Source organism: Streptomyces sp. NPDC025833 (assembly GCF_055558055.1).
In genome coordinates, this window is sequence record NZ_JBVHNF010000006.1 from 69713 (window position 1) to 95534 (window position 25822).

The 25822-nt window shown below is 74.4% G+C and carries 25 protein-coding genes; 14 read left to right on the plus strand and 11 right to left on the minus strand.

The window, feature by feature from the left end; all coding sequences use genetic code 11:
- Nucleotides 1-27 precede the first annotated feature (27 nt).
- The 4 genes from ACZ4K2_RS11770 to hmgA all read right to left on the minus strand — a co-directional run bounded on the left by ACZ4K2_RS11770 (nucleotide 28) and on the right by hmgA (nucleotide 4667).
- A complete protein-coding gene (locus tag ACZ4K2_RS11770) occupies nucleotides 28-1224 on the minus strand; it encodes a CaiB/BaiF CoA transferase family protein (RefSeq protein ID WP_467472951.1) in 1197 nt (398 codons plus the stop codon).
- 107 nt (nucleotides 1225-1331) lie between these two features.
- Nucleotides 1332-2486 (minus strand): type ISP restriction/modification enzyme, encoded by a 1155-nt coding sequence (locus tag ACZ4K2_RS11775; protein ID WP_467472952.1) that lies wholly within the window; start codon nucleotides 2484-2486, stop codon nucleotides 1332-1334.
- A gap of 77 nt (nucleotides 2487-2563) precedes the next feature.
- The gene (locus ACZ4K2_RS11780) at nucleotides 2564-3310 is read right to left on the minus strand and encodes a GntR family transcriptional regulator (RefSeq protein WP_467472954.1); all 747 of its coding nucleotides are present in this window, start codon (nucleotides 3308-3310) and stop codon (nucleotides 2564-2566) included.
- 46 nt (nucleotides 3311-3356) lie between these two features.
- Nucleotides 3357-4667, minus strand: coding sequence for a homogentisate 1,2-dioxygenase (hmgA, locus tag ACZ4K2_RS11785; protein ID WP_467472955.1), 1311 nt, complete (start codon nucleotides 4665-4667; stop codon nucleotides 3357-3359).
- 152 nt (nucleotides 4668-4819) lie between these two features.
- Between hmgA and ACZ4K2_RS11790 the strand changes: the two genes are divergently transcribed.
- The 6 genes from ACZ4K2_RS11790 to ACZ4K2_RS11815 all read left to right on the plus strand — a co-directional run bounded on the left by ACZ4K2_RS11790 (nucleotide 4820) and on the right by ACZ4K2_RS11815 (nucleotide 10230).
- A complete protein-coding gene (locus ACZ4K2_RS11790) occupies nucleotides 4820-5329 on the plus strand; it encodes a hypothetical protein (RefSeq protein WP_467472957.1) in 510 nt (169 codons plus the stop codon).
- Between the two features lie 141 nt (nucleotides 5330-5470).
- Nucleotides 5471-6088 carry a TetR/AcrR family transcriptional regulator gene (locus ACZ4K2_RS11795; protein WP_467472959.1) on the plus strand — a complete coding sequence of 206 codons (618 nt, stop codon included), beginning with the start codon at nucleotides 5471-5473 and terminating at the stop codon, nucleotides 6086-6088.
- A gap of 144 nt (nucleotides 6089-6232) precedes the next feature.
- On the plus strand, nucleotides 6233-6928 hold the full coding sequence (locus ACZ4K2_RS11800; RefSeq protein ID WP_467472961.1) for a hypothetical protein: 696 nt from the start codon (nucleotides 6233-6235) through the stop codon (nucleotides 6926-6928).
- Nucleotides 6915-7589, plus strand: a complete 675-nt coding sequence (locus ACZ4K2_RS11805; RefSeq protein WP_467472963.1) for a class F sortase — start codon at nucleotides 6915-6917, stop codon at nucleotides 7587-7589. Before ACZ4K2_RS11800 ends, ACZ4K2_RS11805 begins: the two co-directional genes overlap by 14 nt.
- A 156-nt stretch (nucleotides 7590-7745) precedes the next feature.
- Nucleotides 7746-9134, plus strand: a complete 1389-nt coding sequence (locus tag ACZ4K2_RS11810) for an aldehyde dehydrogenase family protein (RefSeq protein ID WP_467472965.1) — start codon at nucleotides 7746-7748, stop codon at nucleotides 9132-9134.
- A 13-nt stretch (nucleotides 9135-9147) separates the two neighbouring features.
- Nucleotides 9148-10230, plus strand: a complete 1083-nt coding sequence (locus tag ACZ4K2_RS11815; protein ID WP_467472967.1) for a Zn-dependent alcohol dehydrogenase — start codon at nucleotides 9148-9150, stop codon at nucleotides 10228-10230.
- A gap of 46 nt (nucleotides 10231-10276) precedes the next feature.
- On the opposite strand, the gene ACZ4K2_RS11820 is transcribed toward ACZ4K2_RS11815, so the two are convergent.
- Entirely contained in the window at nucleotides 10277-10912 is a 636-nt protein-coding gene (locus ACZ4K2_RS11820; RefSeq protein ID WP_467472969.1) for a TetR/AcrR family transcriptional regulator, read from the minus strand.
- A gap of 102 nt (nucleotides 10913-11014) precedes the next feature.
- Between ACZ4K2_RS11820 and ACZ4K2_RS11825 the strand changes: the two genes are divergently transcribed.
- The 3 genes from ACZ4K2_RS11825 to ACZ4K2_RS11835 all read left to right on the plus strand — a co-directional run bounded on the left by ACZ4K2_RS11825 (nucleotide 11015) and on the right by ACZ4K2_RS11835 (nucleotide 13209).
- Nucleotides 11015-12166 (plus strand): acyl-CoA dehydrogenase family protein, encoded by a 1152-nt coding sequence (locus ACZ4K2_RS11825; protein ID WP_467473466.1) that lies wholly within the window; start codon nucleotides 11015-11017, stop codon nucleotides 12164-12166.
- Between the two features lie 60 nt (nucleotides 12167-12226).
- The gene (locus ACZ4K2_RS11830) at nucleotides 12227-12514 is read left to right on the plus strand and encodes a YiaA/YiaB family inner membrane protein (RefSeq protein ID WP_467472970.1); all 288 of its coding nucleotides are present in this window, start codon (nucleotides 12227-12229) and stop codon (nucleotides 12512-12514) included.
- A 71-nt stretch (nucleotides 12515-12585) separates the two neighbouring features.
- Nucleotides 12586-13209, plus strand: coding sequence for a TetR/AcrR family transcriptional regulator (locus ACZ4K2_RS11835; RefSeq protein WP_467473468.1), 624 nt, complete (start codon nucleotides 12586-12588; stop codon nucleotides 13207-13209).
- Between the two features lie 16 nt (nucleotides 13210-13225).
- Here the strand turns inward: ACZ4K2_RS11835 and ACZ4K2_RS11840 are convergent, their stop codons facing one another.
- Nucleotides 13226-13687, minus strand: coding sequence for a MaoC family dehydratase (locus tag ACZ4K2_RS11840; RefSeq protein ID WP_467472971.1), 462 nt, complete (start codon nucleotides 13685-13687; stop codon nucleotides 13226-13228).
- Between the two features lie 114 nt (nucleotides 13688-13801).
- Between ACZ4K2_RS11840 and soxR the strand changes: the two genes are divergently transcribed.
- The gene (gene soxR, locus ACZ4K2_RS11845; protein ID WP_467472973.1) at nucleotides 13802-14260 is read left to right on the plus strand and encodes a redox-sensitive transcriptional activator SoxR; all 459 of its coding nucleotides are present in this window, start codon (nucleotides 13802-13804) and stop codon (nucleotides 14258-14260) included.
- Nucleotides 14261-14309: 49 nt separating this feature from the next.
- Here soxR and ACZ4K2_RS11850 read toward each other — a convergent pair whose 3' ends face one another.
- From ACZ4K2_RS11850 to ACZ4K2_RS11860, 3 genes are all read right to left on the minus strand, one after another.
- Nucleotides 14310-15377, minus strand: a complete 1068-nt coding sequence (locus ACZ4K2_RS11850; RefSeq protein WP_467472975.1) for an RNA ligase (ATP) — start codon at nucleotides 15375-15377, stop codon at nucleotides 14310-14312.
- Between the two features lie 120 nt (nucleotides 15378-15497).
- Nucleotides 15498-16214, minus strand: coding sequence for a 3-keto-5-aminohexanoate cleavage protein (locus ACZ4K2_RS11855; protein ID WP_467472977.1), 717 nt, complete (start codon nucleotides 16212-16214; stop codon nucleotides 15498-15500).
- A 128-nt stretch (nucleotides 16215-16342) separates the two neighbouring features.
- A complete protein-coding gene (locus ACZ4K2_RS11860) occupies nucleotides 16343-16945 on the minus strand; it encodes a hypothetical protein (RefSeq protein ID WP_467472979.1) in 603 nt (200 codons plus the stop codon).
- A gap of 208 nt (nucleotides 16946-17153) precedes the next feature.
- Between ACZ4K2_RS11860 and ACZ4K2_RS11865 the strand changes: the two genes are divergently transcribed.
- Nucleotides 17154-19943, plus strand: coding sequence for a penicillin acylase family protein (locus ACZ4K2_RS11865; RefSeq protein ID WP_467472980.1), 2790 nt, complete (start codon nucleotides 17154-17156; stop codon nucleotides 19941-19943).
- Nucleotides 19944-19962: 19 nt separating this feature from the next.
- Here the strand turns inward: ACZ4K2_RS11865 and ACZ4K2_RS11870 are convergent, their stop codons facing one another.
- Nucleotides 19963-21258: a serine-threonine protein kinase gene (locus ACZ4K2_RS11870; RefSeq protein ID WP_467472982.1), complete on the minus strand. Its 1296-nt coding sequence runs from the start codon at nucleotides 21256-21258 to the stop codon at nucleotides 19963-19965.
- 83 nt (nucleotides 21259-21341) lie between these two features.
- Nucleotides 21342-22565: an exo-beta-N-acetylmuramidase NamZ family protein gene (locus ACZ4K2_RS11875; RefSeq protein ID WP_467472984.1), complete on the minus strand. Its 1224-nt coding sequence runs from the start codon at nucleotides 22563-22565 to the stop codon at nucleotides 21342-21344.
- A 181-nt stretch (nucleotides 22566-22746) separates the two neighbouring features.
- On the opposite strand from ACZ4K2_RS11875, the gene ACZ4K2_RS11880 reads away from it, so the two are divergent.
- From ACZ4K2_RS11880 to ACZ4K2_RS11890, 3 genes are read left to right on the plus strand one after another with little or no spacing between them, the layout of a single operon-like run.
- Nucleotides 22747-23520 carry an SDR family oxidoreductase gene (locus tag ACZ4K2_RS11880; protein ID WP_467472987.1) on the plus strand — a complete coding sequence of 258 codons (774 nt, stop codon included), beginning with the start codon at nucleotides 22747-22749 and terminating at the stop codon, nucleotides 23518-23520.
- Entirely contained in the window at nucleotides 23517-25181 is a 1665-nt protein-coding gene (locus ACZ4K2_RS11885; RefSeq protein ID WP_467472989.1) for a class I adenylate-forming enzyme family protein, read from the plus strand. The genes ACZ4K2_RS11880 and ACZ4K2_RS11885 overlap by 4 nt, the downstream gene beginning before the upstream one ends.
- A 42-nt stretch (nucleotides 25182-25223) precedes the next feature.
- Nucleotides 25224-25817 carry a TetR/AcrR family transcriptional regulator gene (locus ACZ4K2_RS11890; protein ID WP_467472990.1) on the plus strand — a complete coding sequence of 198 codons (594 nt, stop codon included), beginning with the start codon at nucleotides 25224-25226 and terminating at the stop codon, nucleotides 25815-25817.
- Nucleotides 25818-25822 lie beyond the last annotated feature (5 nt).

Below are 25822 nucleotides of genomic sequence, written 5' to 3' on the forward strand. Positions count from 1 at the left end.
CACGGCCGAGGCGCGGGACACCCGCGCTCAGGCCGCCACACCGTCCCGGCGCAGCGCTGCGATCTCGTCGTCCGTCATCCCCACGGCACGGAGCAGCGCTCCGGTGTGCTGCCCGAGCGCGGGCACGTCACCCATCCGTGCCCCGTCCCCGCCCGGCAGCGTGATGGGAGGCAGCAGCGCCCGCAGCGGCCCGGCCGGCGATCCCACCCGGCGCCACCGCTCCCGGGCCGCGAGCTGCGGATGCTCCGCCAGCTCGTGGAGGTCCCGCAGCCGGGCACAGGCGATGCCCGCCCGCTCCAGCCGGGCCAGCGCCTCCCCGGTGCCCAGCCCCCGCAGCACCCCGCCGACCAGGGCGTCGGTCCGCTCCCGGTGCGCCACCCGCGCCGCGTTGGTCGCGTACGCCGGGTCCGCGGCCAGGTCGGGGCGGCCCAGCACCTGCTCCGCCAGCCGGCGCCACTCCCGGTCGTTCTGCACCGACAGCAGCACCCGCCCGCCGTCCGCCGTCGGATAGGCGTCGTACGGCGCGATCACGGCGTGCGCCAGCCCGGTCCGGACGGGCGGCTCGCCCCCGTGCATAGTGTGGTGCAGCGGATGCCCCAGCCACTCGGCGAGCGCCTCCAGCATGGACACCTCCACCGGCCCGCCCCGCCCGGTCGTCCCGCGCCGCACGAGCGCGGCCAGCACCCCGGAGAACGCGTACATGGCCGCCGCGATGTCCGCCGCCGGGATGCCCGCCTTCACCGGCCGCTCCGGGGTCCCGGTCACGGACACCAGCCCCGCCTCGCACTGCACCAGCATGTCGTACGCCCGCTTGTCCGCGTACGGCCCCGAGCCGCCGTAGCCCGAGATGTCCACGGCGATCAGCCGCGGGTGCGCGGCGCACAGGGTGGCCGCGTCCAGGCCGAGCCGGGCCGCCGCCCCGTGCGCGAGGTTCTGCACGAACACGTCCGCGTCCGCGACCAGCCGCCGTACGACGTCCAGGCCCCGCGGGTCCTTCAGGTCCAGCGCGAGGGACTCCTTGCCGCGGTTGCACCACACGAAGTGCGAGGCGAGACCGCGGGCCGCGGTGTCGTAGCCGCGCGCGAAGTCGCCGCCGTCGATCCGCTCCACCTTGATGACCCGGGCGCCCAGGTCGGCGAGCTGCCGGGTGGCGAAGGGCGCGGACACGGCCTGCTCGACGGCGACGACGGTGATGCCCTCCAGGGGCAGGGGCTGTGCGTCCATGCCCCGGATCATGGCCCGCGGCCGGCGGGTTTGTCAGCAGCCCGGCACCGCCCGCCGGCCCGCGGACGTCCTCGCCGGCCGGCGGGGGCACTCACCGGCGAGCGGGCCTAGAGCAGGGCGAACTGCCCCTCGGGGCCCTCCTCGTGGTGGTCCAGGACCGAGGCGGGGCGGCGGGCCGGTCCGGGGACCGGCAGCACGCCCGCCGCGCGCAGGTCGGCCGCCGTGACCGCCGACGCCACCGGCAGGGCCGCCCGGGCCGGCCGCAGCTCCGCCAGCAGCGCGAGCACGGTGATCAGCTCCAGCAGTTCCGACGTCCGGGTCTGCGGCCAGCCGGCCGGCCGGATCGCGGCCAGCGTGCCCGGCTCCGCCGGGGCGGTGCGGGCCGCGAACCACGCCTCCAGCACCCGGACCCCGGCCACCTCGAAGTCCCAGGCCCCGGGGGGCACGGGGGAGATGCGGCCCTCCGCCACGTGCAGGGTCTGCGCGTCGCGGTCGTAGGCCAGGCCGGGCGGACGGCTCGGCAGGGGCGCGCGGACGTACGGCCGGCGCCCGCCCGGCAGCCTGGGGCGCTCGCCGTCGCGGCGCATCAGCCACAGGACCCGGCGGCCGAGCTCCACCCCGGACTCCCACAGCACGGGGTCGTCGGTGAGCGGCACGGTGAGGTCCGCGCGGACCGCCGCCAGGAACCAGGCCAGCACGTCGGGGGCCGCGGGACGGTGGCCCAGCCGGGCCGCCAGGTGGTCCAGCAGACCGGGGGCCAGATTGGGTTCGGTGCCGCCGGGCCGGCGGTAGAGCGGGCGGACCCGGCCGGTGCGCAGGACGGGCAGGAGCGCCGTGGCCAGCAGCGGGGTGCCGGCGTCGCCCGTCTCGACCGTGAAGACCTGGCGGGCGTCCGCCACCCGCCACAGCTCCGGGCGGGCCGTGTCGATCAGCCGGTGGTCCGGGATCAGCCACTGCTCGTCGAACGGGGCGGCCAGGACCCGCACCGGCTCGGCACAGGGGTCCTCGGCGTGCGCGAGCCGCCGGGTGCCGGTGGACTGGCCGGGCAACTGGCCGACCGCCGAGCGCAGCCCGCGGGCGCGGGTCGGCTCGAACAACGCCTCCCGGTCCGGGCCTTCGGCCGCCAGCAGGGCGTCCCAGCGGGCCCGGGGCGAGGCCGGATCGGGGGCCAGCGGCCAGGCGCGGCCCAGCCGCAGGGGGGCGACGGACCACGGCATGAGGTCCGCCAGCAGCGGAGCGTCGTCGCGCGTCACGCTGGGCATGGTACGGCAGCGCCCGCCGCCGGACGGCCCGGGGACGACCGGTGCCGGGCGCCCCGCGCGGCCGTGCCGGGGAGCCGTCAGGCGTCCAGCGTGACGGTGAACGAGAAGCGGTCCCCCCGGTAGTGGATGACCGCCACGTCCAGCACCCGGCCCGCGGAGTCGTACGTCACGCCCGTGTAGTGCAGGATCGGGCTGAGCAGCGGCACTTCGAGCAGCCGGGCCGTCTCCGGGTCGGCGAGCCGCGCCTCCACGGTGTCCGTGATCCGGCTGATGTCCGCCTTCACCACGTCCCGCAGCACCTTCGTCATCGGCCAGCGGACCAGGTCCTCCGGGTCGATGCGCTCGGCCAGGGCGGGACGCACGTGGTTGACGGCGTGGTTGGTCGGCTCGCCGGTCTTCTCGTCGCTGCGCAGGCGGTGGTACGCGGCCACCTCCGCGAGGTCCGGGAAGTGCTCGGCGAGCGCGGACGGCACCGGCACCCGGCCGTGGTCCAGCAGTTCGGTCGTCATCCCGGACTGCTGGGCCACGATCGCGTCCACCGAGCCCAGCAGCCGCACCGGGGCACCGCGCCGGGCCGCGGGCTCGATGAAGGTGCCCCGCCGCCGGTGCCGGCTGATCAGCCCCTCGTCCTCCAGCTCCTTCAGCGCCTGCCGCATGGTCAGCACGCTCACGCCGTAGTGCTCCGCCAGCCGCTCCTCGGTGGGCAGGCGCAGCGGGTCCTCGGCGGAGCGGCCCAGTATCGAGGCGCGCAGCGACTGCGACACCTGGTACCACAGCGGCAGCTTGCGGTTCAGGACGATCGAATCCGGAGCGAAGGAGGTCACGCGGCTATCCGTACCCGGCGGACGACGTCCGGCGCAACGGCTGCGGTCATCCCCGGTAGTGGCGCTCCAGCCCCTGCCACACGTCGTCGTAGCCCTGCTGGAGGTGATCGGCCCGGGCCGCCTGCGGGGTGAGGGTCACCGGCCAGCGGGTCTCGAACATGAAGGCCAGGCCGTCGTCGATCCGGTGCGGCTTCAGCTCGGCCGCGCTCGCCCGGTCGAAGGTCTCCCGGTCCGGGCCGTGCGCCGACATCATGTTGTGCAGCGAGCCGCCGCCGGGGACGAACCCTTCCGCCTTCGCGTCGTACGCGCCCTCGATCAGGCCCATGTACTCGCTCATCACGTTCCGGTGGAAGTACGGCGGGCGGAAGGTGTCCTCGCCCACCAGCCAGCGCGGCGCGAAGACCACGAAGTCCACGCCGGCCAGGCCTGGGGTGTCCGACGGGGAGGTCAGGACCGTGAAGATGGACGGGTCCGGGTGGTCGTACGAGATGGTGCCGATCACATTGAAGCGGCGCAGGTCATAGACGTACGGCACATAGTTGCCGTGCCAGGCCACCACGTCCAGGGGGCTGTGGTCGTAGGTCGCCGCCCAGAGGTTGCCGCAGAACTTGTTGACCACCTCCACTGGGCCCTCGACGTCCTCGTACGCGGCGACCGGTGCCTGGAAGTCCCGGGCGTTGGCGAGCCCGTTGGCGCCGATCGGCCCGAGGTCGGGCAGCCGGAACGGCGCCCCGTAGTTCTCGCACACATAACCCCGGGCGGACCCGTCCAGCAGCTCCACACGGAAGCGCACCCCACGCGGGATCAACGCCACCTGTGCCGGCTCCACATGCAGCCGGCCGAACTCGGTGTGCAGCAGCAGCCCGCCGCGCTCGGGCACGATCAGCAGCTCGCCGTCCGCGTCGGAGAAGACCCGCTCCATCGAGGCGTCGGCGTGGTACAGGTGCACGGCCATACCGGTGCGCTGCGTCACGTCGCCGTTGCCGCCCAGCGTCCACAGGCCGCCGAGGAAGTCGGTGCCGGCCGCCGGCTCGGGCAGCGGGTTCCAGCGCAGCCGGTTGGGGTCGGGTGCCGTCTGCGTGAACGGCCCCGTCCGCAGCGCGCCGTTGCCGGTGCGGGCGAAGGTCGGGTGCGCCGCCGAGGGGCGGATGCGGTACAGCCACGAACGCCGGTTGTGCGCCCGCGGTTCGGTGAACGCCGTACCGCTCAACTGCTCGGCGTACAGGCCGAGCGGCGCGCGCTGCGGTGAGTTGCGGCCCTCGGGCAGCGCGCCCGGCACCGCCTCCGAGGCGTGTTCGTTGCCGAAGCCGGTCAGGTACGACAGCCCCTCGGCGGTCTTCCGTGCGTCCCCGCTCATGTTCGCTCCTCGCGCTCCCGATTCCTATGCGACACCGTAGGAATGAGTGCCGGTCCGCGCAAGGGGGTTGCGGGGTCCTCCCGCGGAGGTAGGGCGGGAACCGGACTCCAGGTGGATCCGGGCCGCCGGGAAGCTGTTCTACGCTCCCGCCCATGTCATGGAGGAAGTGGATGCGGGGGCCGCTCGCCGCACTCGCGGCATGTGCCCTGCTGCCGTTCGGCGCGGTGGCCTGCACGACCGGTGAGGCGCACGGGGACACGGTCGCCCCCTCGCCCGTGGGGAAGGTCCTGGACAGCACCGACGAGGCCGGCCGCAAGCTGCGCGAGGTGTCCGGGAAGAACGCCCCCGGGGTCGCGGTCGAGGTGACCCCGGACGCGACGGCCGACGGCTGGGACGTCCGGCTGACCCTGCGCCGTTTCCGCTGCTCCGCGTCCGGCACCCGGCCGGCGGCGGCCATCGGCCGCGGGCTCGTCCACCTCTTCGTGGACGGCCGCCGGGTGGCCCGGCTGCGCACCCCCGCGTACCACCTGGCCGCGGACCGCGTACCGCGCGGCACCCACCAGGTGACCGCCCGGCTGTACGCCGACGACGGCACGGTGTGGGCCGTCCGCGGCGAACCGGTCCAGTCCACCGTCGACATCACGGTGTCCGGCACGCGCTGACGGCCGCCGTCCCGTGTCCGGAGGGGACCCCGTCCCGTGTCCGGAGGGGACCGGATACGGCCGAGGCCGCCGGGTACGTGCAGGGGGCACCCCGCTCCTTACTGCGGGGCGTGGTTCACCCGGCCCCGGCGGAAAGGCATCATGAAGCCCGTGCCCCACGCGACATCGCTCCGTCGCGCGCCCGTCCAGCGGCGCAGCGCCGAACGGCTGACCAGGATCCTGGACGCCTGCGCCGACCTCCTAGACGAGGCCGGCTACGAGGGCCTGAGCACCCGTGCGGTCGCCCAGCGCGCCGGGGTCCCGATCGGCTCCGTCTACCGGTTCTTCGGCAACAAGCGGGAGATGGCCGACGCCCTCGCCCAGCGCAACCTGGAGCGGTACGCCGAGCGGGTCACCGAGCGGCTGGCCGGAGCCCGCGAGGGGGACTGGCGGGCCGCCATGGACGCCGTCCTGGACGAGTACCTCGCCATGAAGCGCACCGCGCCCGGCTTCTCCCTCGTCGACTTCGGCAACCAGATCCCGGTGGGCTCGCGCCAGGCCCGGCCCAACACCCTGGTCGCCGACCGGCTCACCGACCTGCTCGCCGGGTACCTCGCCCGCACCCCCGACGCGGACCTGAGGCGGGCCTTCCTGGTCGCCGTGGAGAGCGCCGACACCCTCGTCCAACTGGCCTTCCGGGTCGACCCGGAGGGCGACGAGGCGATCATCGCCGAGACCCGGCTACTGCTGCGCTCCTACCTGGGGCGCCTGCTGGACTGACCGGCCCCGCGTCCCGCACTGCGCCGCACGGGTGAAATCCGGCGGCGTGCCGGGCGTCGTTGCCGGGTGTCGCGCGACCCGTGAAGCAGAGTCCAGGCGAAAGAGCGATTTGTATGAAAATCGTCTGAACCCGGAGGATTGCGCATGCCCACTCTGACACTTCCACGTGCAGTCGGCTCCCGCGCAGGCGCCACGGTCGTCCTCACCGCCCTCGCCGCGGCGGGCGCGTCATGGGTCGCGGCGCCGGGCGCGATGGCGCAGGGGGAGAACGGCGACATCAGGATCCACAACGCGCGTTCGGCCGGTGCGACGTCGCTCGTCGGCTCGGCCAAGGACGACCCGGTCGTCTGCAAGTTCTTCCTGGAGGCCGTCAACTTCGACGACCTGGGCAGCATCGCCTACACCATCACCCCCCAGCCCCCGCTGCCCACCCAGGCCACCGTGGCGGGGATCATCCAGCTCGCGGGCGGCGCCGGGCACACCGACCCGCTGGGCCTGGCGGACGGGCAGTACAAGATCAGCTGGACCGTGGGGACGCCGACCGCGGTCAAGGAGAAGGTCTTCCGCGTCAACTGCCGGGAGGGGCAGCACGAAGGCGCGCAGGGGCCGGGCGGAAAGGGCCCGGGCGGCCAGATCGAGGACCACCAGCAGGAGGGCGGCGGCTGGGGCCAGGGCGACCAACAGCCCCCCAAGGGCAGTGTGCACGCGGGCGGCGGCGGTCTCGTCGACACCGCGGCCGCGTACTCGCCGGTGGCCGCCGCGGCGGCCGTGGGCCTGGTCGCCGTCTGCGGTGCCGTGTACGTCCGGCTGATCCGCCGGCGGCCCCATGGCGCAGCGTAGGCGCCGACGCAGGCCCTGGTACCGGACCCGCGCCTACCGCCTGGCCAGGACGGCCGTGCTGGTCGTCGTCCTGACGACCACGTGGTCGAAGTGCGGGCCCGGCGGACCCGGCGGCCGGCACGCCGTGGCGGCCGCCGGGACGCACGCGGGGGAGGGGGCCGGCGCGGGCGGTACCGCGTCCGCCGGCCCGCCGCCCCGGCCGCTGCCCCGGTCCCGGCCCACCTCCTTCCGGGTGCCCTCCCTCGGGATCGCCGCCCCGGTCACCCCCCTCCGGCTGGAGGGCGACGGGCGGTTGGGGACGCCGCCCGTCGACCGGCCCCGGCTGGTCGGCTGGTACGAGGGCGGCCCCACGCCGGGCGAGGCCGGCACCGCGATCGCCGTCGGCCACCGCGACACCCGGACCGGGTCCGCCGTGTTCGCCGGGCTCGCCCAGGTCAAGCCCGGCAAGGCCGTCGAGGTCGGGCGCGCCGACGGGCGCACCGCCGTCTACTCCGTGGACCGGGTGCGGGTCTTCGACAAGGCCGGCTTCCCCGACCGGGAGGTGTACGGCCCGACCGGACGCCCGGAGCTGAGGATCATCACCTGCGGTGGCCTCTTCAGCCGGCGGACCGGTTACACCAGCAACGTGGTGGTCTTCGCCCATCTGACCGCCGCGAAATGACCGGTGGACCGGCCGGTGCGGACTCCGCGCGCGCATCGGCCGGTCCACCCGGGACGGCGTCCCGGCGCGTCCGGGGCCCGCGCACGTCTGGCGCACGAAAACTATCATCGCTAGTTTGTGTGCCGGACGACGCGGACCCGCCGGGAGGACACCAGCATGAAGGCGCACGACGGCCTGTACATCGACGGCGCCTGGCGCCCCGCCGGAAGCCGGGACGTGATCGAGGTCGTCAACCCGGCCGACGAGCGGGTCATCGGCCGGGTCCCGGCGGGCGGGGCGGCGGACGTCGACACCGCCGTCCGGGCCGCGCGCGCCGCCCTGCCCGCCTGGGCCGCCACGCCCCCGGCCGGGCGGGCCGGCCGGCTCGCCGCGCTCCGGGACGCCCTCACGGCCCGCAAGGACGAGCTCGCCGAGACGGTCACCGCCGAACTCGGCTCGCCGCCGCCGTTCTCCCAGGCCGTGCACGTGGGCATGCCGATCGCCGTCGCGGACTCCTACGCCCGCCTCGCCGCCGCCCACTCCTTCGAGGAGAAGGTCGGCAACTCCACCGTCCTGCACGAGCCGATCGGTGTGGTCGGCGCCATCACCCCCTGGAACTACCCCCTCCACCAGATCGTCGCCAAGGTCGCCCCGGCCCTCGCCGCCGGCTGCGCCGTCGTCCTCAAACCCGCCGAGGACACGCCGCTCACCGCCCGGCTCTTCGCCGAGGCGGTCCACGACGCGGGCGTCCCCGCCGGCGTGTTCAACCTGGTCACCGGCCTGGGCCCGGTCGCCGGGCAGGCACTCGCCGAGCACCCGGACGTGGACCTGGTCTCCTTCACCGGGTCCACCGCGGTCGGCCGGCGGATCGGCGCCGCGGCCGGCGCCGCCGTCAAGAAGGCGGCCCTGGAACTGGGCGGCAAGTCCGCCAACGTCATCCTGCCGAGCGCCGACCTCGCCCGGGCGGTCGGCGTCGGCGTGGCCAACGTGATGGCCAACTCCGGCCAGACGTGCAGCGCCTGGACCCGCATGCTGGTCCACCGCGACCGGTACGACGAGGCCGTCGGACTGGCCCGGACCGCCGCCGCCAGGTACGGCGACCGCATCGGACCGGTGGTCAGTGCCGCGCAGCGGGACCGGGTGCGGGGGTACATCGAGAAGGGCGTCGCCGAGGGCGCCCGGCTGGTCACCGGCGGCCCCGAAGCCCCGCGCGAACAGGGCTTCTACGTCAGCCCCACCGTCTTCGCCGACGTGACCCCCGAGATGACGATCGCCCAGGAGGAGATCTTCGGCCCGGTGCTGTCGATCCTGCGGTACGAGGACGAGGAGGACGCCCTGCGCATCGCCAACGGCACGGTGTACGGCCTCGCGGGCGCCGTCTGGGCCGCCGAGGAGGCCGAGGCGGTGGCCTTCGCGCGCCGCATGGACACCGGCCAGGTCGACATCAACGGCGGCCGGTTCAACCCCCTCGCCCCGTTCGGCGGCTACAAGCAGTCCGGCGTGGGCCGGGAACTCGGCGCGCACGGACTCGCCGAGTACCTCCAGACCAAGTCCCTCCAGTTCTGAGGAAGGCGAACCCATGGCCGTACGAGCCGCCGTCCTGCCCGCCGTCGGCGCACCCCTGGAGATCACCGGCATCGACCTCCCGGACCCGGGCCCCGGCCAGGTCCGGGTCCGCCTCGCCGCCGCCGGTGTCTGCCACTCCGACCTGTCCCTGGCCGACGGCACCATGCGGGTGCCGGTCCCGGCCGTGCTCGGCCACGAGGGGGCGGGGACCGTCGTCTCCGTCGGCGAGGGCGTCACCCACGTCTCGCCCGGCGCCCCCGTCGTCCTCAACTGGGCGCCCTCCTGCGGCACCTGCCGCGCCTGCGCGCTGGGCGAGGTGTGGCTGTGCGCCAACGCCCTGAACGGCGCCGCCGGCGTCCACGCCCGCTCGTCGGACGGCACCGACCTCCATCCCGGCCTGAACGTCGCCGCGTTCGCCGAGGAGACCGTGGTCCCCGCGTCCTGCGCGCTGCCGCTGCCCGACGGGGTGCCGCTGGTGGACGCCGCGCTGCTGGGCTGCGCGGTGCTCACCGGTTACGGCGCGGTCCACCACGCGGCGCGCGTGCGGCCCGGTGAGACGGTCGCCGTGTTCGGTGTCGGCGGGGTCGGCCTGGCCGCGCTCCAGGCGGCCCGGATCGCGGGCGCCTCCCGGATCGTCGCGGTCGACGTCACCCCCGGCAAGGAGGAGCTGGCCCGCGCGGCCGGCGCCACCGACTACGTCCTCGCCGACGGGAACACCCCCCGCGCGATCCGGGCCCTCACCGGCCGGCAGGGCGTCGACGTCTCCGTGGAGTGCGCGGGCCGCGCGGTCTCGATCCGCGCGGCCTGGGAGTCCACCCGCCGGGGGGGCCGCACGACGGTCGTCGGCATCGGCGGCAAGGACCAGCAGGTCACCTTCAACGCCCTGGAGATCTTCCACTGGGGCCGCACGCTGTCCGGCTGCGTCTACGGCAACAGCGACCCCGCCCGCGACGTGCCCGTGCTCGCCGAGCACGTCCGTGCGGGCCGCCTGGACCTGCCGGGCCTGGTCACCGAGCGCATCGGCCTGGAGGGGATCCCGGCGGCCTTCGGGAACATGCTGGCCGGCAAGGGCGGCCGGGCACTGGTGGTGTTCTGAGGACCCGGCACGCCCCGGCGGCGCTCCGGCGCCCGCCGGGGCGTGCTCACGTCCGCACCCGCTCGTACTGCTGCGCCAGCCCGTCCAGCAGCGCGCCGAGCCCCGCCTCGAAGGCACGCTCGTCGATCTTCTCCTGCTGCTCGGCGAGCAGGTGGGCCTGGCCGAGGTGCGGGTAGTCGGCCGGGTCGTAGGCGCTCGCGTCGTCCACGAAGCCGCCGGCGAACGAGCCGAGCGCCGAGCCCATGATGAAGTACCGCATCAGCGCGCCGATGGAGGTGGCCTGCGCCGGCGGCCAGCCCGCGTCGACCATGGCGCCGTAGACCGCGTCGGCCAGCCGGAGCGCGGCGGGGCGGCGGCCGGGGCCGCGGGCCAGGACCGGCACGATGTTCGGGTGCTCGCGCAGGGCGGCCCGGTAGGAGACGGCCCAGTCGTGCAGCGCGGTCCGCCAGTCCCGGCCGTCCTCGAACATCGACAGGTCGACCAGCGCGCTCACCGAGTCCGCGACCGCCTCCAGGATCTCGTCCTTGGTGCGGAAGTGGTTGTAGAGCGAGGGCCCGCTCACCCCCAGCTCGGCCGCGAGCCGGCGTGTGGAGAGGGTCGCGAGGCCCTCCCGGTCCACGAGGTCCCGGGCCGCCGCGACGATCCGGTCGGTGCTGAGGAGGGGCTTGCGCGGTCGGGCCATGGCGCACATAGTAGGGCTGCGGCTGGAAACTAGCAGTGCTAATTTAAATGTACGGTTTTCAAGATCCGTCGGCGGACCCGTTCGGTGTGAGGTGATCTCGTGGTGTACCTGGGGCTCAGCGAGGAGCAGGCGGCCGTGCGGCGGCTCGCCCGGGACTTCGTGGCACGCGAGGTCACCCCGCACGCGGTCGCCTGGGACCGCGCCGAGGAGGTCGACCGGGGGATCGTGCGCAAGCTCGGCGAGGTCGGGTTCCTCGGGCTGACCGTCGGCGAGGAGTACGGCGGTTCCGGCGGCGACCACCTCGCCTACTGCCTGGTCACCGAGGAGCTGGGGCGCGGGGACTCCTCGGTCCGCGGAATCGTCTCCGTCTCCCTCGGGCTCGTCGCCAAGACGATCGCCGCCTGGGGGAGCGAGGAGCAGAAGCGGCGCTGGCTGCCCGGCCTCACCGCCGGCGACCTCGTCGGCTGCTTCGGGCTCACCGAGCCCGGCACCGGCTCCGACGCGGGCAGCCTCACCACCCGGGCCGTGCGCGACGGCGACGACTACGTGGTCAACGGCACCAAGATGTTCATCACCAACGGGACCTGGGCGGACGTCGTCCTGCTCTTCGCCCGCTCCACCGGCGCCCCCGGCCACAAGGGCGTCTCCGCCTTCCTGGTCCCGGCGGACACCCCGGGCCTCACCCGCCGCGCCGTCCACGGCAAGCTCGGCCTGCGCGGCCAGGCCACCGCCGAGCTGGTGCTGGAGGACGTGCGCGTACCCGCCTCCGCGCTGCTCGGCGAGGAGGGCAAGGGCTTCTCCGTCGCCATGTCCGCCCTGGCCAAGGGGCGGATGTCGGTGGCCGCGGGCTGCGTCGGGATAGCCCAGGCCGCGCTGGACGCGGCCGTGCGGTACGCCGGCGAGCGCGAGCAGTTCGGCGGGCCCATCGCCCGCCACCAGCTCGTCCAGGAACTGATCAGCGACATCGCCGTCGACGTGGACGCGGCCCGGCTGCTGACCTGGCGGGTCGCCGACCTGATCGACCGCGGCGAGCCCTTCGCCGTCGAGTCCTCCAAGGCCAAGCTGTTCGCCTCCGAGGCCGCGGTCCGCGCCGCGAACAACGCCCTCCAGGTCTTCGGCGGCTACGGCTACATCGACGAGTACCCGGCCGGCAAACTCCTGCGCGACGCCCGCGTGATGACCCTCTACGAAGGCACCAGCCAGATCCAGAAGCTGCTCATCGGCCGAGCCCTGACCGGGGTCTCGGCGTTCTGAGTACGTGCCTGAGTACTCCGGCGGATGCCGTGCGGGCCGCACCCGCCGATGCTGGGGGACATGAGTGAGACACCGGTCAGACAGCAGAGCACGGCCGCCTTCTACGGCCAGTCCGTGGCCTCCTTCGCGCTGGCCCTGACGGCCACCGCCATCGGCATCCTCCGGCTGGACGCGAACGCCTGGGTCCGCGGCTTCCTGGGGATCGCCGTCCTCTACCTCGTCACCTCCGCCTTCACCCTCGCCAAGGTGATCCGCGACCGGCAGGAGGCCGGGCAGCTCGTCAGCCGGGTCGACCAGGCCCGGCTGGAGAAGCTGCTCGCCGACCACGACCCCTTCGAAAAGCTCTGAGCTGCTGCGCTAAGCGCTCGCTCACCACTCGCGGTATGGTGGTCGTCCTGACCGAGAGGGGTGAGCCGGCGATGGGTACGGCGGAGGAGACGACCGGCGGCGAACTGGAGCCGTGGGAAGAGGTCACCCCTGACGCGGCCCGGCGGCTGCTGGTCGCCGCGGTGGAGGCGTTCGCCGAGCGCGGCTACCACGCGACGACGACCCGGGACATCGCGGGCCGCGCCGGCATGAGCCCGGCGGCGCTCTACATCCACTACAAGACCAAGGAAGAACTGCTCCACCGGATCAGCCGGATCGGTCACGACAAGGCCCTGGACATCCTGCGCACCGCGGCCCGCGGCGAGGGCGGGGCGGCGCAGCGGCTGGCCGACGCGGTCAGCTCCTTCGTCCGCTGGCACGCCGGCCGGCGCACCACGGCGCGGATCGTGCAGTACGAACTCGACGCCCTCGGACCCGAGGCCCGCGCGGAGATCGTCGCGCTGCGCCGCCAGGTGGACGCCGAGGTGCGCGGGATCATCGAGGACGGCGTGGCCGCGGGCGAGTTCGACGTCCTGGACGTGCAGGGCACCACGCTCGCCGTGCTGTCGCTGTGCATCGACGTGGCCCGCTGGTTCACCATCGACGGGCCGCGCACCCCCGAGGAGGTCGGCGCCCTCTACGCCGACCTCGTGCTGCGTATGGTCGGGGCCTCGTAGGCGGCCGGGCCCGGCGCTACAGGTAGTACCGGGACACCGACTCCGCGACGCACACCGGCTTGTCGCCGCCCTCCCGCTCCACGGTGAAGACGACCGCCACCTGCACGCCGCCGGTGACATCCTCGACGCCGGAGACGCGCGCGGTGGCGCGCAGCCGGGAGCCGACGGGGACGGGAGCCGGGAAGCGGACCTTGTTCGTCCCGTAATTGACGCCCATCGTCACGCCCGCCACCCGGATGAGCTGCGGCCCGAAGAGCGGGAGCAGGGACAGGGTGAGGTAGCCGTGGGCGATGGTGGTCCCGAACGGCCCGGCGGCGGCCTTCTCCGGGTCCACGTGGATCCACTGGTGGTCCCCGGTCGCCTCGGCGAACAGGTCGATCCGCTTCTGGTCGATCTCCAGCCAGTCGGTGGGGCCCAGTTCCTCGCCCACGGCCGCCCGCAGCTCGTCGGGGGAGGTGAAGGTCCTCGGTTCTGCCATGTTCCCGGCCTCTCGCTCGCATCTCTAAGCAACTGCTTAGCATGGTCCGGTGGTGGGACGATGTCAACGGACGGCGGGCCGGACGGGCGCGGCGGTCTCTGTAGGCTCTGCGAGGTGCCCAAGATTCCCGAGACAATCCACGAGCTGACCGTCGGTCAGCTGGCCGCCCGCAGCGGGGCCGCGGTCTCCGCCCTGCACTTCTACGAGTCCAAGGGGCTGATCTCCAGTCGGCGCACCCCCGGCAACCAGCGGCGCTACACCCGCGACACCCTGCGCCGGGTCGCCTTCGTCCGCGCCGCCCAGCGAGTCGGCATACCGCTGGCCACGATCCGGGACGCCCTGGCCGAACTGCCCGAGGAGCGGACGCCGACCAGGGAGGACTGGGCCCGGCTGTCACAGAAGTGGCGCACGGAACTGGACGAGCGGATCAAGCAGCTCAACCGGTTGCGCGACCACCTGACCGACTGCATCCGGTGCGGGTGCCTGTCCCTGGAGACGTGCGTGCTGTCCAACCCGGACGACGTCGCCGGCGAACGGGCCGTCGGGTCGCGCCTGATGGTCGGGCGCTCCTGACGGCCGCCGGGGCCGGGTGCTCCCGGCGGCCGCCGGGAGCGGGCGCCGCCTACTCGAACTCCGTGCCGCCCTTGCGCGTCAGGTACGCCGGGCTCACGGCCTTGGCGATGGCCCGGCCCCCCGTCACCGGGCTGTACCGCTCCACCACGGGCCGGATCACCACACCCTCCCGCAGGTGCAGCCCGCGCCCCGACACCGTCTCCCGGCCGTCGGCGAGCCCCAGCACCCGTGCGATGTCGTACGGCCCGCGGAACAGCCGCGGTACCAGGGGCAGTTCGCCGTCCAGCACGTCGGCCGGATCCAGCCACCGGACGACCCCGTCCACCTCGGCGCAGACGTCGAACACCGCGTACCCCAGCGTGTCCCGCCGTCCGTCGGCGCCGTACGTCAGGTCCTGCACCCCCGCGCCGTACACCTCCCCGAAGACGCCGACCCGCGTGGCGCCCAGCCGCGCGCACAGCCGGGCCGCGGCCTCGGCCACCCCGTGCCCGCGCACCGCCCGCCAGTACAGGTTCCGCGGGTCCTCCCTCAGCGCGAGGGACCTGGCGCCGAAGCCCTTGGAGGAGACGAACACCCGCCCCCGGCCCGCGACGTACGTCAGCAGGCACGCCGAACCGTGCAGCTTCTCGGTCAGGACGACCGGCTCGCCCGGCGTGAAGACGTCCGGCAGGCGCCGCACGTTCTCGATGTCCACCCAGGGCAGCAGCGCGGGCGCCGCCTCCACGTCGCCGTCCATCATGGGCGGGACGGGCGGCACCCACTTGGTGATGCCCAGCCGCTCCGCGAAGTCGGTGCCCTCGGCCGCCGCCCGCGCCAGGTCGACGCCGGCGAGCGCCTTCGGCCGGCACACGATGCCCTGGGACAGCTCGCCGCGCAGCCGCACCGCCTTGACCCGGTCGGCCCCGCCGCCCGCCAGCCGCCCGGTCAGCCCCAGCTCCTCGATCAGCCCGGCCGGCAGGACGGCCTGCTCCGGGATGTAGACGGCGGCCTCACCGGTGCGGTAGGCGCCCTTGGCGACGACGGCCCGGTACAGGCCCACCTGGGCCAGCTCCAGCGCGTCGGCGTTCGGATGCGCGTGGACGGTGAGCACTTCGGCGGTGACGCGCAGCGTGGACATGGGAGTCCCCCGTTCGACGGTCCGGTCTCATCGCCCCCCACTGTCCGGACCGCAAAGCCGTGGAGCGACCGGATTACGCTCTGCTATGGGCCCCGGCGTCACCGTTGCGGGGGCCCGGCGTCACCGTGCTCCGTACCGGGCCAGGGCCTCCGTCACCAGGCGGGCGTTGGACCGGGCCGGCCGGCCGTCCGGGAGCAGCAGTGTGTCCTCCAGGCCGATCCGGGTGGCCAGGCCCAGCCGGCCCGCCAGCCGCAGCACCGGCCAGGCGCCGCCCTCCTCGCCGTGCAGCAGCACCGGACGGCCGTGCGCCGCGCCCAGGTCGGCCAGCAGCGCCCGCGCCGTCGCCCCGGCGGTCGCCGGGTCCACGTCGGTGACCTCGGCCAGCACCCGCAGCACCCGCGGTCCGAGCGGCGAGGCCGTGAACCGCCCGGCGGCCCCGGTGCCCGAGAAGACGCCCGCCTCCACGCCCACGCCCCGGGCGATCAGCTCGCCGGCGACCTCCTCGGCGCCCGGCTCGTGCCAGTTGACCGAGGCGAAGTCGGGCAGCACCGACCAGGAGCGGACCCGGGCGAGCCGGGCCGCGGGGTCGGGCTCCGCCCAGGCGCCCGTGGTCACCCCGACCGGCACCCGCACCCGGGCGCGGATCGCCTCCAGCACCGGCGCGAGCACGCGCGCGGACAGGCTGTCGTGACCGCACGGCGTCTTCGGATGGACGTGGACCGAGGTGGCGCCGGCCGCCACCGCCTCCGCCGCGCAGCGCGCCAGCTCCCCGGGGGACAGCGGCACCGCGGCGCCGTCGGCGGCCGTACGGGACCCGTTGAGACATACCTGCACCATGCCCCGATGGTGCCGGACGCCGCCGGCCGCGCCCAGGGTGCCCGCCGCTGCAGGGGCGCGGCATCCCCTGCGCAACGCGCACCGGCTCCGGCCGCCGTACGCGCCGTACCGGGCCGGTGCCGCGCCGGTCAGGCCGACATCAGCACGCGCTCGCGCCGGGCGTACTGCAGGACCCGCGGGCTGAGGACCGGCCGCGGCACCAGGATCCCGCAGTCCGCGCAGACCGGGCCGGACGAGGGCTCGTGGTCCAGGCCGTACCTCCACACCAGCCGCTCACCGTGGCACACCGGGCACGACGAACCCGGTTCCCGCTCCAGGGCGGCGATCAGCCGGCGCAGCACCACCGCGAGCGGCTCCCCTGGGTGGACCCGCGGGTCGTCGCACCAGGCGACGCCGAACCCGCCCCAGGTCAGCCGGTGCCAGTCGTCCACGCTGCCCGGCCGGCGCAGCCCGTCGTGCTTCTCCTTGCGCCGCCGCTTCGTGAAGCCGGTCTCGTAGGCGAGCCAGACGTCGCGCGCCTCCTCCAGCTCCTCCAGCGCGGCCACGAGCCGCGCCGGGTCGGGGGAGCGGTCCTCCGGGCCGAAGCCCGCCCGGGAGCACAGATGGTCCCAGGTCGCCCGGTGCCCGTAAGGGGCGAACTTCTCCAGGCACTTGCGCAGCGAGTACCGCCGTAGTGCCAGATCACATTCCGGGTCGCGGACCTGTCTCGCCAGACTCCGGAAACCTGCCATCAGCCTGCACCTCCGTCACACCTGCACCTGCACTCCGGTCACTTCGGCGTCGTCGCACGGCCGTCGCCGGATAGACGTATCGACAGGCGATTCGGCTCCATCTCTTCTCCGGTCTCCCCTTGCGGACTCCAGAAAGTGACGCATGTTCATCTTTTAACCGGGGGATACCGGCGGTAACGTTCGGCCACCCCAGTCGCTAGGAGCCGCCATGCCACGGCGAACCCCACGTACCGTCCTCGACAGACTGAGAACGTCTCGCTCTCCCTTCGGGTTCCTGAAGACAGCGTCCGTATGCATACTCGTCGCCGGTCTTCTCGCCCCCCTCACCCAGACAGCGACGGCGGCGGCCGGCGCGACGGCCGCCAACGACCACTGCGGCGGCCGGTGTTCGGACATCCTGCCGCCAGGTGAGAACGGCAACGCGACCCTCGCCCAGATCCTGCTCAACCAGGCCTTCGGCACCCAGCCGTCGCACGCCGAGGACCAGCTCGGCCCGTACGCCGGCCTGGCCACCGGCTACTCGGGCCTCACCGACGCGAAGATAAACACCTTCTTCAACGACGCGTCGTTCGGCGTCCCCGCCGACCAGGTCGCCTCCACCGAGAAACCGGCCGGCCGCGGCGACGTGAGCATCGTGCGCGACAAGAAGACCGGCGTACCGCACATCACGGGCACCACCCGGTACGGCACCGAGTTCGGCGCCGGGTACGCGGCGGCCGAGGACCGGCTCTGGCTGATGGACGTCTTCCGGCACGTGGGCCGCGGCCGGCTGACCGGCTTCGCGGGCGGCGCGCCCGCCAACCAGGGCCTGGAGCAGCAGTTCTACCGCAACGCGCCCTACACCGAGGCCGACCTCCAGGCGCAGATCGACAGCGCCGTGGCGAACAACGGCGCCCGCGGCCAGCAGGCGCTCGGCGACGTCAAGGCCTACCTCGACGGCATCAACGCCTACATCGACGCCTCCGACAGCGGCCGCTACTTCCCCGGCGAGTACGTCCTCACCGGCCACAAGGACTCCATCACCAACGCCGGCACCATCGAGCACTTCAAGGTCACCGACCTCGTGGCGCTGGCCTCCGTGATCGGCTCGCTGTTCGGCTCCGGCGGCGGCGGCGAGGTCGACAACGCCATGTCCCTGCTCGCCGCCCAGCAGAAGTACGGCGTCGAGGAGGGCACCCGGGTCTGGGAGTCGTTCCGCGAACGCAACGACCCCGAGGCCGTCCTCACCCTCCACGACGGCCGGAGCTTCCCCTACGGCGCCAAGCCCGCCGCCGCCCGCGGCGGGGCCCTGCCCGACGCCGGCTCGGTCACCGCGGAACCCCTCGTCTACGACCGCACGGGCAGCGCGGCCACCGCCGCCGCCCGCGACGGCTCCGCCGCGGCCGCCCGGGCGGTGACGGGTTCCGCCCGGCGCGGCATGTCCAACGCCCTCGTGGTCGGCGGCAAGTACACCGCCGGCGGCCATCCGATCGCCGTCTTCGGACCGCAGACCGGCTACTTCGCCCCGCAGCTCCTGCTGCTCCAGGAGATCCAGGGCCCGGGCATCAGCGCCCGCGGCGCCTCCTTCGCGGGCCTGAGCATGTACGTCGAACTCGGCCGCGGCCAGGACTACTCCTGGAGCGCCACCACCTCCGGCCAGGACATCATCGACACCTACGCGGTCGAGCTGTGCCAGGACGACTACCACTACCTGTACCGCGGCACCTGCACCGCCATGGAGAAGCTGGAGCAGAAGAACGCCTGGAAGCCGACCGTGGCCGACGGCACGGCCGCGGGCTCGTACACCATGCGCGTGTGGCGCACCGCGTACGGGCCGGTGGCCTACCGGGCGACCGTCGGCGGCAAGAAGGTCGCCTACGCCACCCTCCGCTCCTCCTACCTGCACGAGGCCGACTCGATCATCGGCTTCCAGATGCTCAACGACCCGGACTACGTCAAGGGCCCGCAGGACTTCCAGAACGCGGCCCAGCACATCAACTTCACCTTCAACTGGTTCTACGCCGACTCCGAGCACACCGCGTACTACAACAGCGGCGACAACCCGGTCCGGGCGAGCGGCGTCGACAGCGACTTCCCGGTGTGGGCGCAGCCCGCCTACGAGTGGCGGAACTGGGACCCCGCCACCAACACGGCCGACTACACCCCGGCGTCCGCCCACCCCAACTCGCTCGACCAGGACTACTACGTCTCCTGGAACAACAAGCAGGCCGAAGGGTACGCGGCCGCCTCCTGGGCGGACGGCTCCGTGCACCGCGGGAACCTGCTGGACGACCGGGTCAGGAAGCTCGTCGCGGCCGGCGGCGTGACCAGGGCGAAGCTGGTGCAGGCCATGGCCGAAGCCGGCGTCACCGACCTGCGCGCCGAGGACGTCCTGCCCAGACTGCTCAAGGTGGTCGGCTCCGCCGCGGTCACGGACCCCGCGGTCGCCGACGCGGTGAACAGGCTCCAGGCGTGGGCGACCGCGGGCGGCAGGCGCGCCGAGACCTCGGCGGGCTCGAAGACGTACGCCCACGCCGACGCGATCCGCATCCTGGACGCCTGGTGGCCGCTGCTGGTGAAGGCGGAGTTCGAACCCGGCCTGGGCAGCGACCTCTACCGGGCCTTCACCGCCAACGTGCCGATCGACGAGTCCCCGTCCGCCGGACACGGCCCGACCGGCTCGCACGCCGGCAGCGCCTTCCAGTACGGCTGGTGGAGCTATGTCGACAAGGACATCCGGGCGGTGCTCGGCGAGCCCGTGCGCGGCGGCCTGGCGCGCACCTACTGCGGCGGCGGCAGCCTCGGCTCCTGCCGCGACATCCTGGTCGCCACGCTCAAGCAGGCGGCCGGCCTGACCGCCGCCCAGGTCTACCCGGGCGACGACCAGTGCTCCGCCGGCGACCAGTGGTGCGCCGACTCCATCGCCCAGCGCGCCCTGGGCGGCATCAAGCACGGCCGGATCGGCTGGCAGAACCGGCCGACCTACCAGCAGGTCGTGGAGTTCACCTCACACCGCTGACGCCCAACCCGGCGGCGGGTCAGGCGATGCGGCCCGCCGCCAGCACCAGCCGCGCCAGTTCGGGGTGCACGATGTCGCTGTGCGCCCCGGACGGCGCGCCCCCCTGCCGGACCACGGCCGCGGCGTCCACGTTCACGCAGCCCGCCGCGGGCAGCGGACGGCTCAGGGCCGCGGCCAGGTCCAGGCGCACGGTGCCCGGCACCGCCTGCACCCCGTCGTGCCCCAGGGCGCCCCAGCGCGGACCCAGTACGGCCGCGATCTCGGCGCCCGCGCACGTCCGGTCGTCCCCGGCGAGCCGCGAGGCCAGCGGGTAGAACGTGCCGAGCGCCGCGTCGAACCGCGAATGGCAGCACACCAGGGGGCCGTCGACCCGCCCGGGCACGTCCTTGAGCACCCCGGTCCGGTCCGGGGCGTGCGGCAGCCGGTCCGCGAACGCGTGGTGCGAGAAGGCGCCCTGGAACAGGGTCACGGACTTCACCGCGCGCACCGGCCCGGGCAGCCCGCGCACCGCGAACGCCACCAGCCGGCCGCCGAAGCTGTGCCCGACCAGGTGCACCCGCACCCCGGGCGCCGCACCGGCCAGCCGTCCGAGCAGCGGCCCGAGCCCGTGCTCGCCGACCGTGCCGGCCCGCCGCTTCATCCGGTGGTACGTCACCTGCCGCAGCAGTTCCTTCGCGCCGTCCCACGGGTCCGGCAGGCTGAACCCGGCCCCGCCGCCCGCCGCGCCGAGCACGGTCAGCGCGTCGGCGAACCGCTCGCACACCGGCACCGGGTCCGCGGCCAGCAGGGCCGGATCACCGGGCTCGTCCGTGTCGCCCGGCCCCCGGTCGCCGTCCGCCAGCACCCGGGCCAGCCGGCCGAACTCGGCCGGCCCCGCGGCGCCCGCCGGCCGTTCGTCCAGCAGCCGGGCCAGCCGGTCCAGCACGTCCGCCCGGTCCGGGAAGGCCCGCAGCAGCGCGCGCCGGGTGTCCGCGTCCAGCGCCGGTCGCGGCGCCGCGGCCGCCCGCACGGCCGCGGCCCGCGCCGGGAAGTCCGGGATCGGCTCGTCGCTGAACCGCATGGACGGCCAGATCACCCCGGCGTACCCGAGCCGGGCGCCGGGGGCCAGCGCCGGGACGGGGGCGAGGAAGCGCCGGTACAGCGCGGTCGCGGTCGAGCGGTCGTTGTTCCAGCCGTGCGCGAAGACGATCAGGTCGCGGACGCCGCGCTCCGCGACCTGGGTCAGCAGCCGGTCGCGCGCGGCGCCGTCCACGTCCCCGTCCGCGTCGAAGACCAGCTCCCAGTAAGGGGCCACACCCGTTCCCGGATCCGCCATGCCGGCTCCCTCGATTCCCCGCGGCACGCTGCGCCGCGCCCGTATCGTCCTGCGGGGAGGGGGAGTTGGCCAGCCACCGCGGGCTACTTGTACAGCAGGTGCTCCCTGCGGATCCGCCGGAACGCGGCCAGCTCCTCCTGCCAGGCCCCCGTCACCTCGTCGGTGCCGGCGCCCGCGTCGATCATCGTGCGCACCCGGGTGGAACCGGTGAGCTTGTCGATCCAGCCGTCCGACCGCCAGGCGAAGCCGTCCCACGCCTTCCTCGCCGTCACCAGCAGCGCGATCCCGGTGCGCACGGGGTCGAAGGCGGCCCGGTCGGTCACGTGGATCTGCACCCCGCCGACGGTCCGGCCCTGGAACTTGGAGAACGTCGGCGCGAAGTACGCCTCCCGGAACCGCACGCCCGGCAGCCCGAGCCCGTTCACCGCGGCGGCCCAGCGGCCGTCGACGCCCTCGGCGCCGAGGAGTTCGAAGGGCCGGGTGGTACCGCGCCCCTCGGACAGGTTGGTGCCCTCGAACATGCAGGTGCCCGCGTACACCAGCGCCGTGTCCACGGTCGGCATGTTGGGGCTCGGCGGCACCCAGGGCAGCCCGGACTCCTCGTAGAACGCGTCGCGCCGCCAGCCCGACATCCGCACCGTCTCCAGCGGCACGGGCGTGTCCAGGAACTCGGCGTTGAACAGGCGGGCCAGCTCGGCGACGGTCATCCCGTGCGCCTGCGCGATGGGCTGCCTGCCGACGAAGGTGGCGAACTCCCGATGCAGCACCGGGCCCCGGGCCGCCCGGCCGGTGACCGGGTTCGGGCGGTCCAGGACGACGAAGCGCTTGCCGGCGAGCCCGGCCGCCTCCATGCAGTCGTACAGGGTCCAGATGTACGTGTAGAAGCGGGCGCCCACGTCCTGGATGTCGAAGACGACCGTGTCGACGCCGGAGGCGGTGAAGACGTCCGCGAGCGGCCGACCGCTCTTGAGGTACGTGTCGTACACCGGCAGCCCGGTCGCCGGGTCGTCGTAGCGGCCCTCGGAGCCGCCCGCCTGCGCGGTGCCGCGGAAGCCGTGCTCCGGGCCGAAGACCGCGGTCAGCCGCACCCGCGGGTCCTCGTGCATCACGTCGACGATGTGCCGGGCGTCCCTGGTGACGCCGGTGGGGTTGGTGACGATGCCGACGCGCCGGCCCGCCAGCGGCGCGTAGCCGCCGGCCACGAGTCTCTCGAAGCCGGTGCGCAGGCGCTCGGCGTGCCGGGGCGCCGCCGCCGGCAGGGCCGCGCCGCTCGCCGAGGCGAGAAGGGTCCGTCGGGACAGGTCCATGGGGTCCTCCGGTGAGTGGGCGCATGCGGACCGTTCGTGTCTCTCGCGCACGCGGGGCCGAGCCGTGCGGCGGCACCGTCCCACGCCCCTTGAGGTTGGCGCAGTCACCCTTCCTTTTACACATACCGACCGGTTAGTCTGACGCTCGCTGAGCCGAGTCGCGTCGTGGCGAAGGAGACCGGTGGTGGGAGCCGTACAGGATGCCGGAGTGGTCGTGACGGGGGCGGGCGGTGGGATCGGTGCCGCGCTCGCCCGGCGGTTCGCCGCCGAGGGCGCCCGGGTCGTGGTGAACGACCTGGACGCCGCGAAGGCCGAGGCGGTGGCCGGGGAGATCGGCGGGACCGCCGTGCCCGGCGACGCCTCCACCGTCGTCGCCGACGCCCGGGACGCGCTCGGCGGCACCGTGGACGTCTACTGCGCCAACGCGGGCGTCGCCTTCGAGGACGGCGACCTCGGCACCACCCTGGACGAGACCACCTGGGCGAGGTCCTGGGACGTCAACCTGATGGCCCACGTCCGCGCGGCCCACGCGCTGCTGCCCGGCTGGCTGGAGCGCGGCCACGGCCGGTTCGTCTCCACCGTCTCCGCCGCCGGCCTGCTCTCCATGATCGGCGCCCCCTCCTACAGCGTCACCAAGCACGGCGCCCTCGCCTTCGCCGAATGGCTGTCGCTGACCTACCGCCACCGGGGCGTCGAGGTCCACGCCATCTGCCCGCAGGGCGTCCGCACCGACATGCTGGCCGCCACCGGCACCGCGGGCGACCTGGTGCTCAGGCCGACCGCGATCGCACCGGAGGCGGTGGCCGACGCGCTGCTGAAGGGCATCGCGGAGGACCGCTTCCTGATCCTGCCGCACCCCGAGGTCGCCGGCTTCCACCAGGCACGCGCCGCCGAACCCGACCAGTGGCTCGCCCGCATGAACCACGTCCAGCAGAAGTGGGAGGCCGCCCGGTGACCGCCTCCCCCTACGCCGCCCGGCCCTGGCTCGCGCTGCTCGACGAGGCCCAGCGCGCCCCGGTCGACCCCGCCGACTCCCTCGTGCACGCCCTGCGCGACGCCGTCGCCGAGGCCCCCGACCGCACCTTCCTCGCCTACTTCGACGGCCGCCTGAGCTACCGCGAGGCCGACGAGCTGAGCGACTCCGTCGCCGCCCACCTCGCCGCGCGCGGCCTGGAGCCCGGCGACCGGGTGGCCGTCCTGCTCCAGAACTCCCCGCACTTCGTGCTGGCCGTCCTCGGCGCCTGGAAGGCGGGCGCGACCGTCGTCCCCGCCAACCCCATGTACAAGTCGGGCGAGATGACGCACGTCCTGCGGGACTCCGGCGCCGCCGCGCTGATCTGCTCCGACCGCGCCTGGGAGACGTACCTGCGGGACACGGCCGACGGCACCCCGGTGCGGATCGTCCTCACCGCCTGCGAGCGGGACTTCCAGACCCGCGACGACCCGCGCGTGCTCGCCTTCGAACGGCTGCCCGAGGCCCCGGACGCCGACGACCTGACGGCCGTCGCCCGGCAGGGCGGCCGGGCCCCCGCGGACCGGGCGCCGCGCCCGGACGGCATCGCGCTGATCAGCTACACCTCCGGCACGAGCGGCACCCCCAAGGGCGCCACCAACACGCACGCCAACATCATGCACAACGCCGTGCGCCAGGCCACCGGACTCGGCCTGCCCGAGGCGCCCGTCTACCACGCCCTCGCGCCCCTCTTCCACATCACCGGCATGGTCTGCCAGTTCGGCGCCTGCCTGACCGGCGCGGGCACCCTGGTGCTCACCTACCGCTTCGACCCCGGCGTCGTCCTCGCGGCCTTCGCCGAGCACCGCCCGCACTACACCGTCGGCCCCTCCACCGCCTACATGGCGCTCGCCGCCCACCCGGACGCCGGCCGCGAGCACTTCACCTCCTTCGTCCACATGTCCTCGGGCGGCGCCCCCGTGCCGCCCGCCCTGGTGGAGGGGTTCCGGGAGCGCTTCGGTCCGTACCTCCGCGTCGGCTACGGCCTCACCGAGTGCACCGCCCCCTGCGCCTCCGTCCCGCCCCACCTGGAGGCGCCCGTCGACCCGGCCTCCGGGACGCTGTCCGTCGGCCTGCCCGGCGCGGACACCGTCGTGCGCATCGTCGACGACCGCGGCGCGGAGGTGCCCCTCGGCCGGCAGGGCGAGATCGTCGTGCGCGGGCCGCAGGTGGTGCCCGGCTACTGGCGGCGCCCGGACGCCACCGCCGAGACCTTCCCGGACGGCGAGCTGCGCACCGGAGACATCGGCTTCATGGACGAGCAGGGCTGGCTGTACGTCGTGGACCGCAAGAAGGACATGATCAACGCGTCCGGCTTCAAGGTGTGGCCGCGCGAGGTCGAGGACGTGCTGTACACCCACCCGGCGGTCCGCGAGGCGGCCGTCGTCGGGGTGCCCGACGGGTACCGCGGCGAGACCGTCAAGGCGTACATCAGCCTGCGGCCGGGCGCCGAGGCGGACCCGGACGAACTCGCCGGGTACTGCAAGGAGAGACTGGCCGCCTACAAGTACCCGCGGCGGGTGGAGATCCTGCCCGACCTGCCCAAGACGGCGAGTGGGAAGATCCTCCGTCGGGAACTTCGTTCCCGGAGCGACGAGGGCTGACCGGCGGCGACCGGCGGCGACACGGAAAGGCAGGTGGCGGCAGTGCCCAGGACGACGGACGCGGACGGCACCCCCGTCCCGCAGCGGCTGCTGGCCGCCGCCACCCGGCTCTTCGCCGAGCGGGGCTACGACCGCACCTCCGTGCAGGAGATCGTGGAGGCGGCCGGCGTGACCAAGGGGGCGCTGTACCACTACTTCGGCTCCAAGGACGACCTGCTGCACGAGGTCTACGCGCGCGTGCTGCGCCTCCAGCAGGAGCGGCTGGACACCTTCGCCGACGCCGACGAGCCCGTGGAGCAGCGGCTGCGGGGCGCCGCCGCGGACGTCGTCGTCACGACGATCGAGAACCTCGACGACGCGATGATCTTCTTCCGCTCCATGCACCACCTGAGCCCGGAGAAGAACAAGCAGGTCCGCGCCGAGCGCCGGCGCTACCACGAACGCTTCCGCGCGCTCGTCGAGGAGGGCCAGCGCGAGGGGGTCTTCTCCACCGCGACCCCGGCCGACCTGGTCGTGGACTACCACTTCGGCTCCGTCCACCACCTGTCGACGTGGTACCGGCCCGACGGCCCCCTCACCCCCCAGCAGGTCGCCGACCACCTCGCCGACCTGCTGCTGCGTGCGCTGCGGCCGTAGGGCCC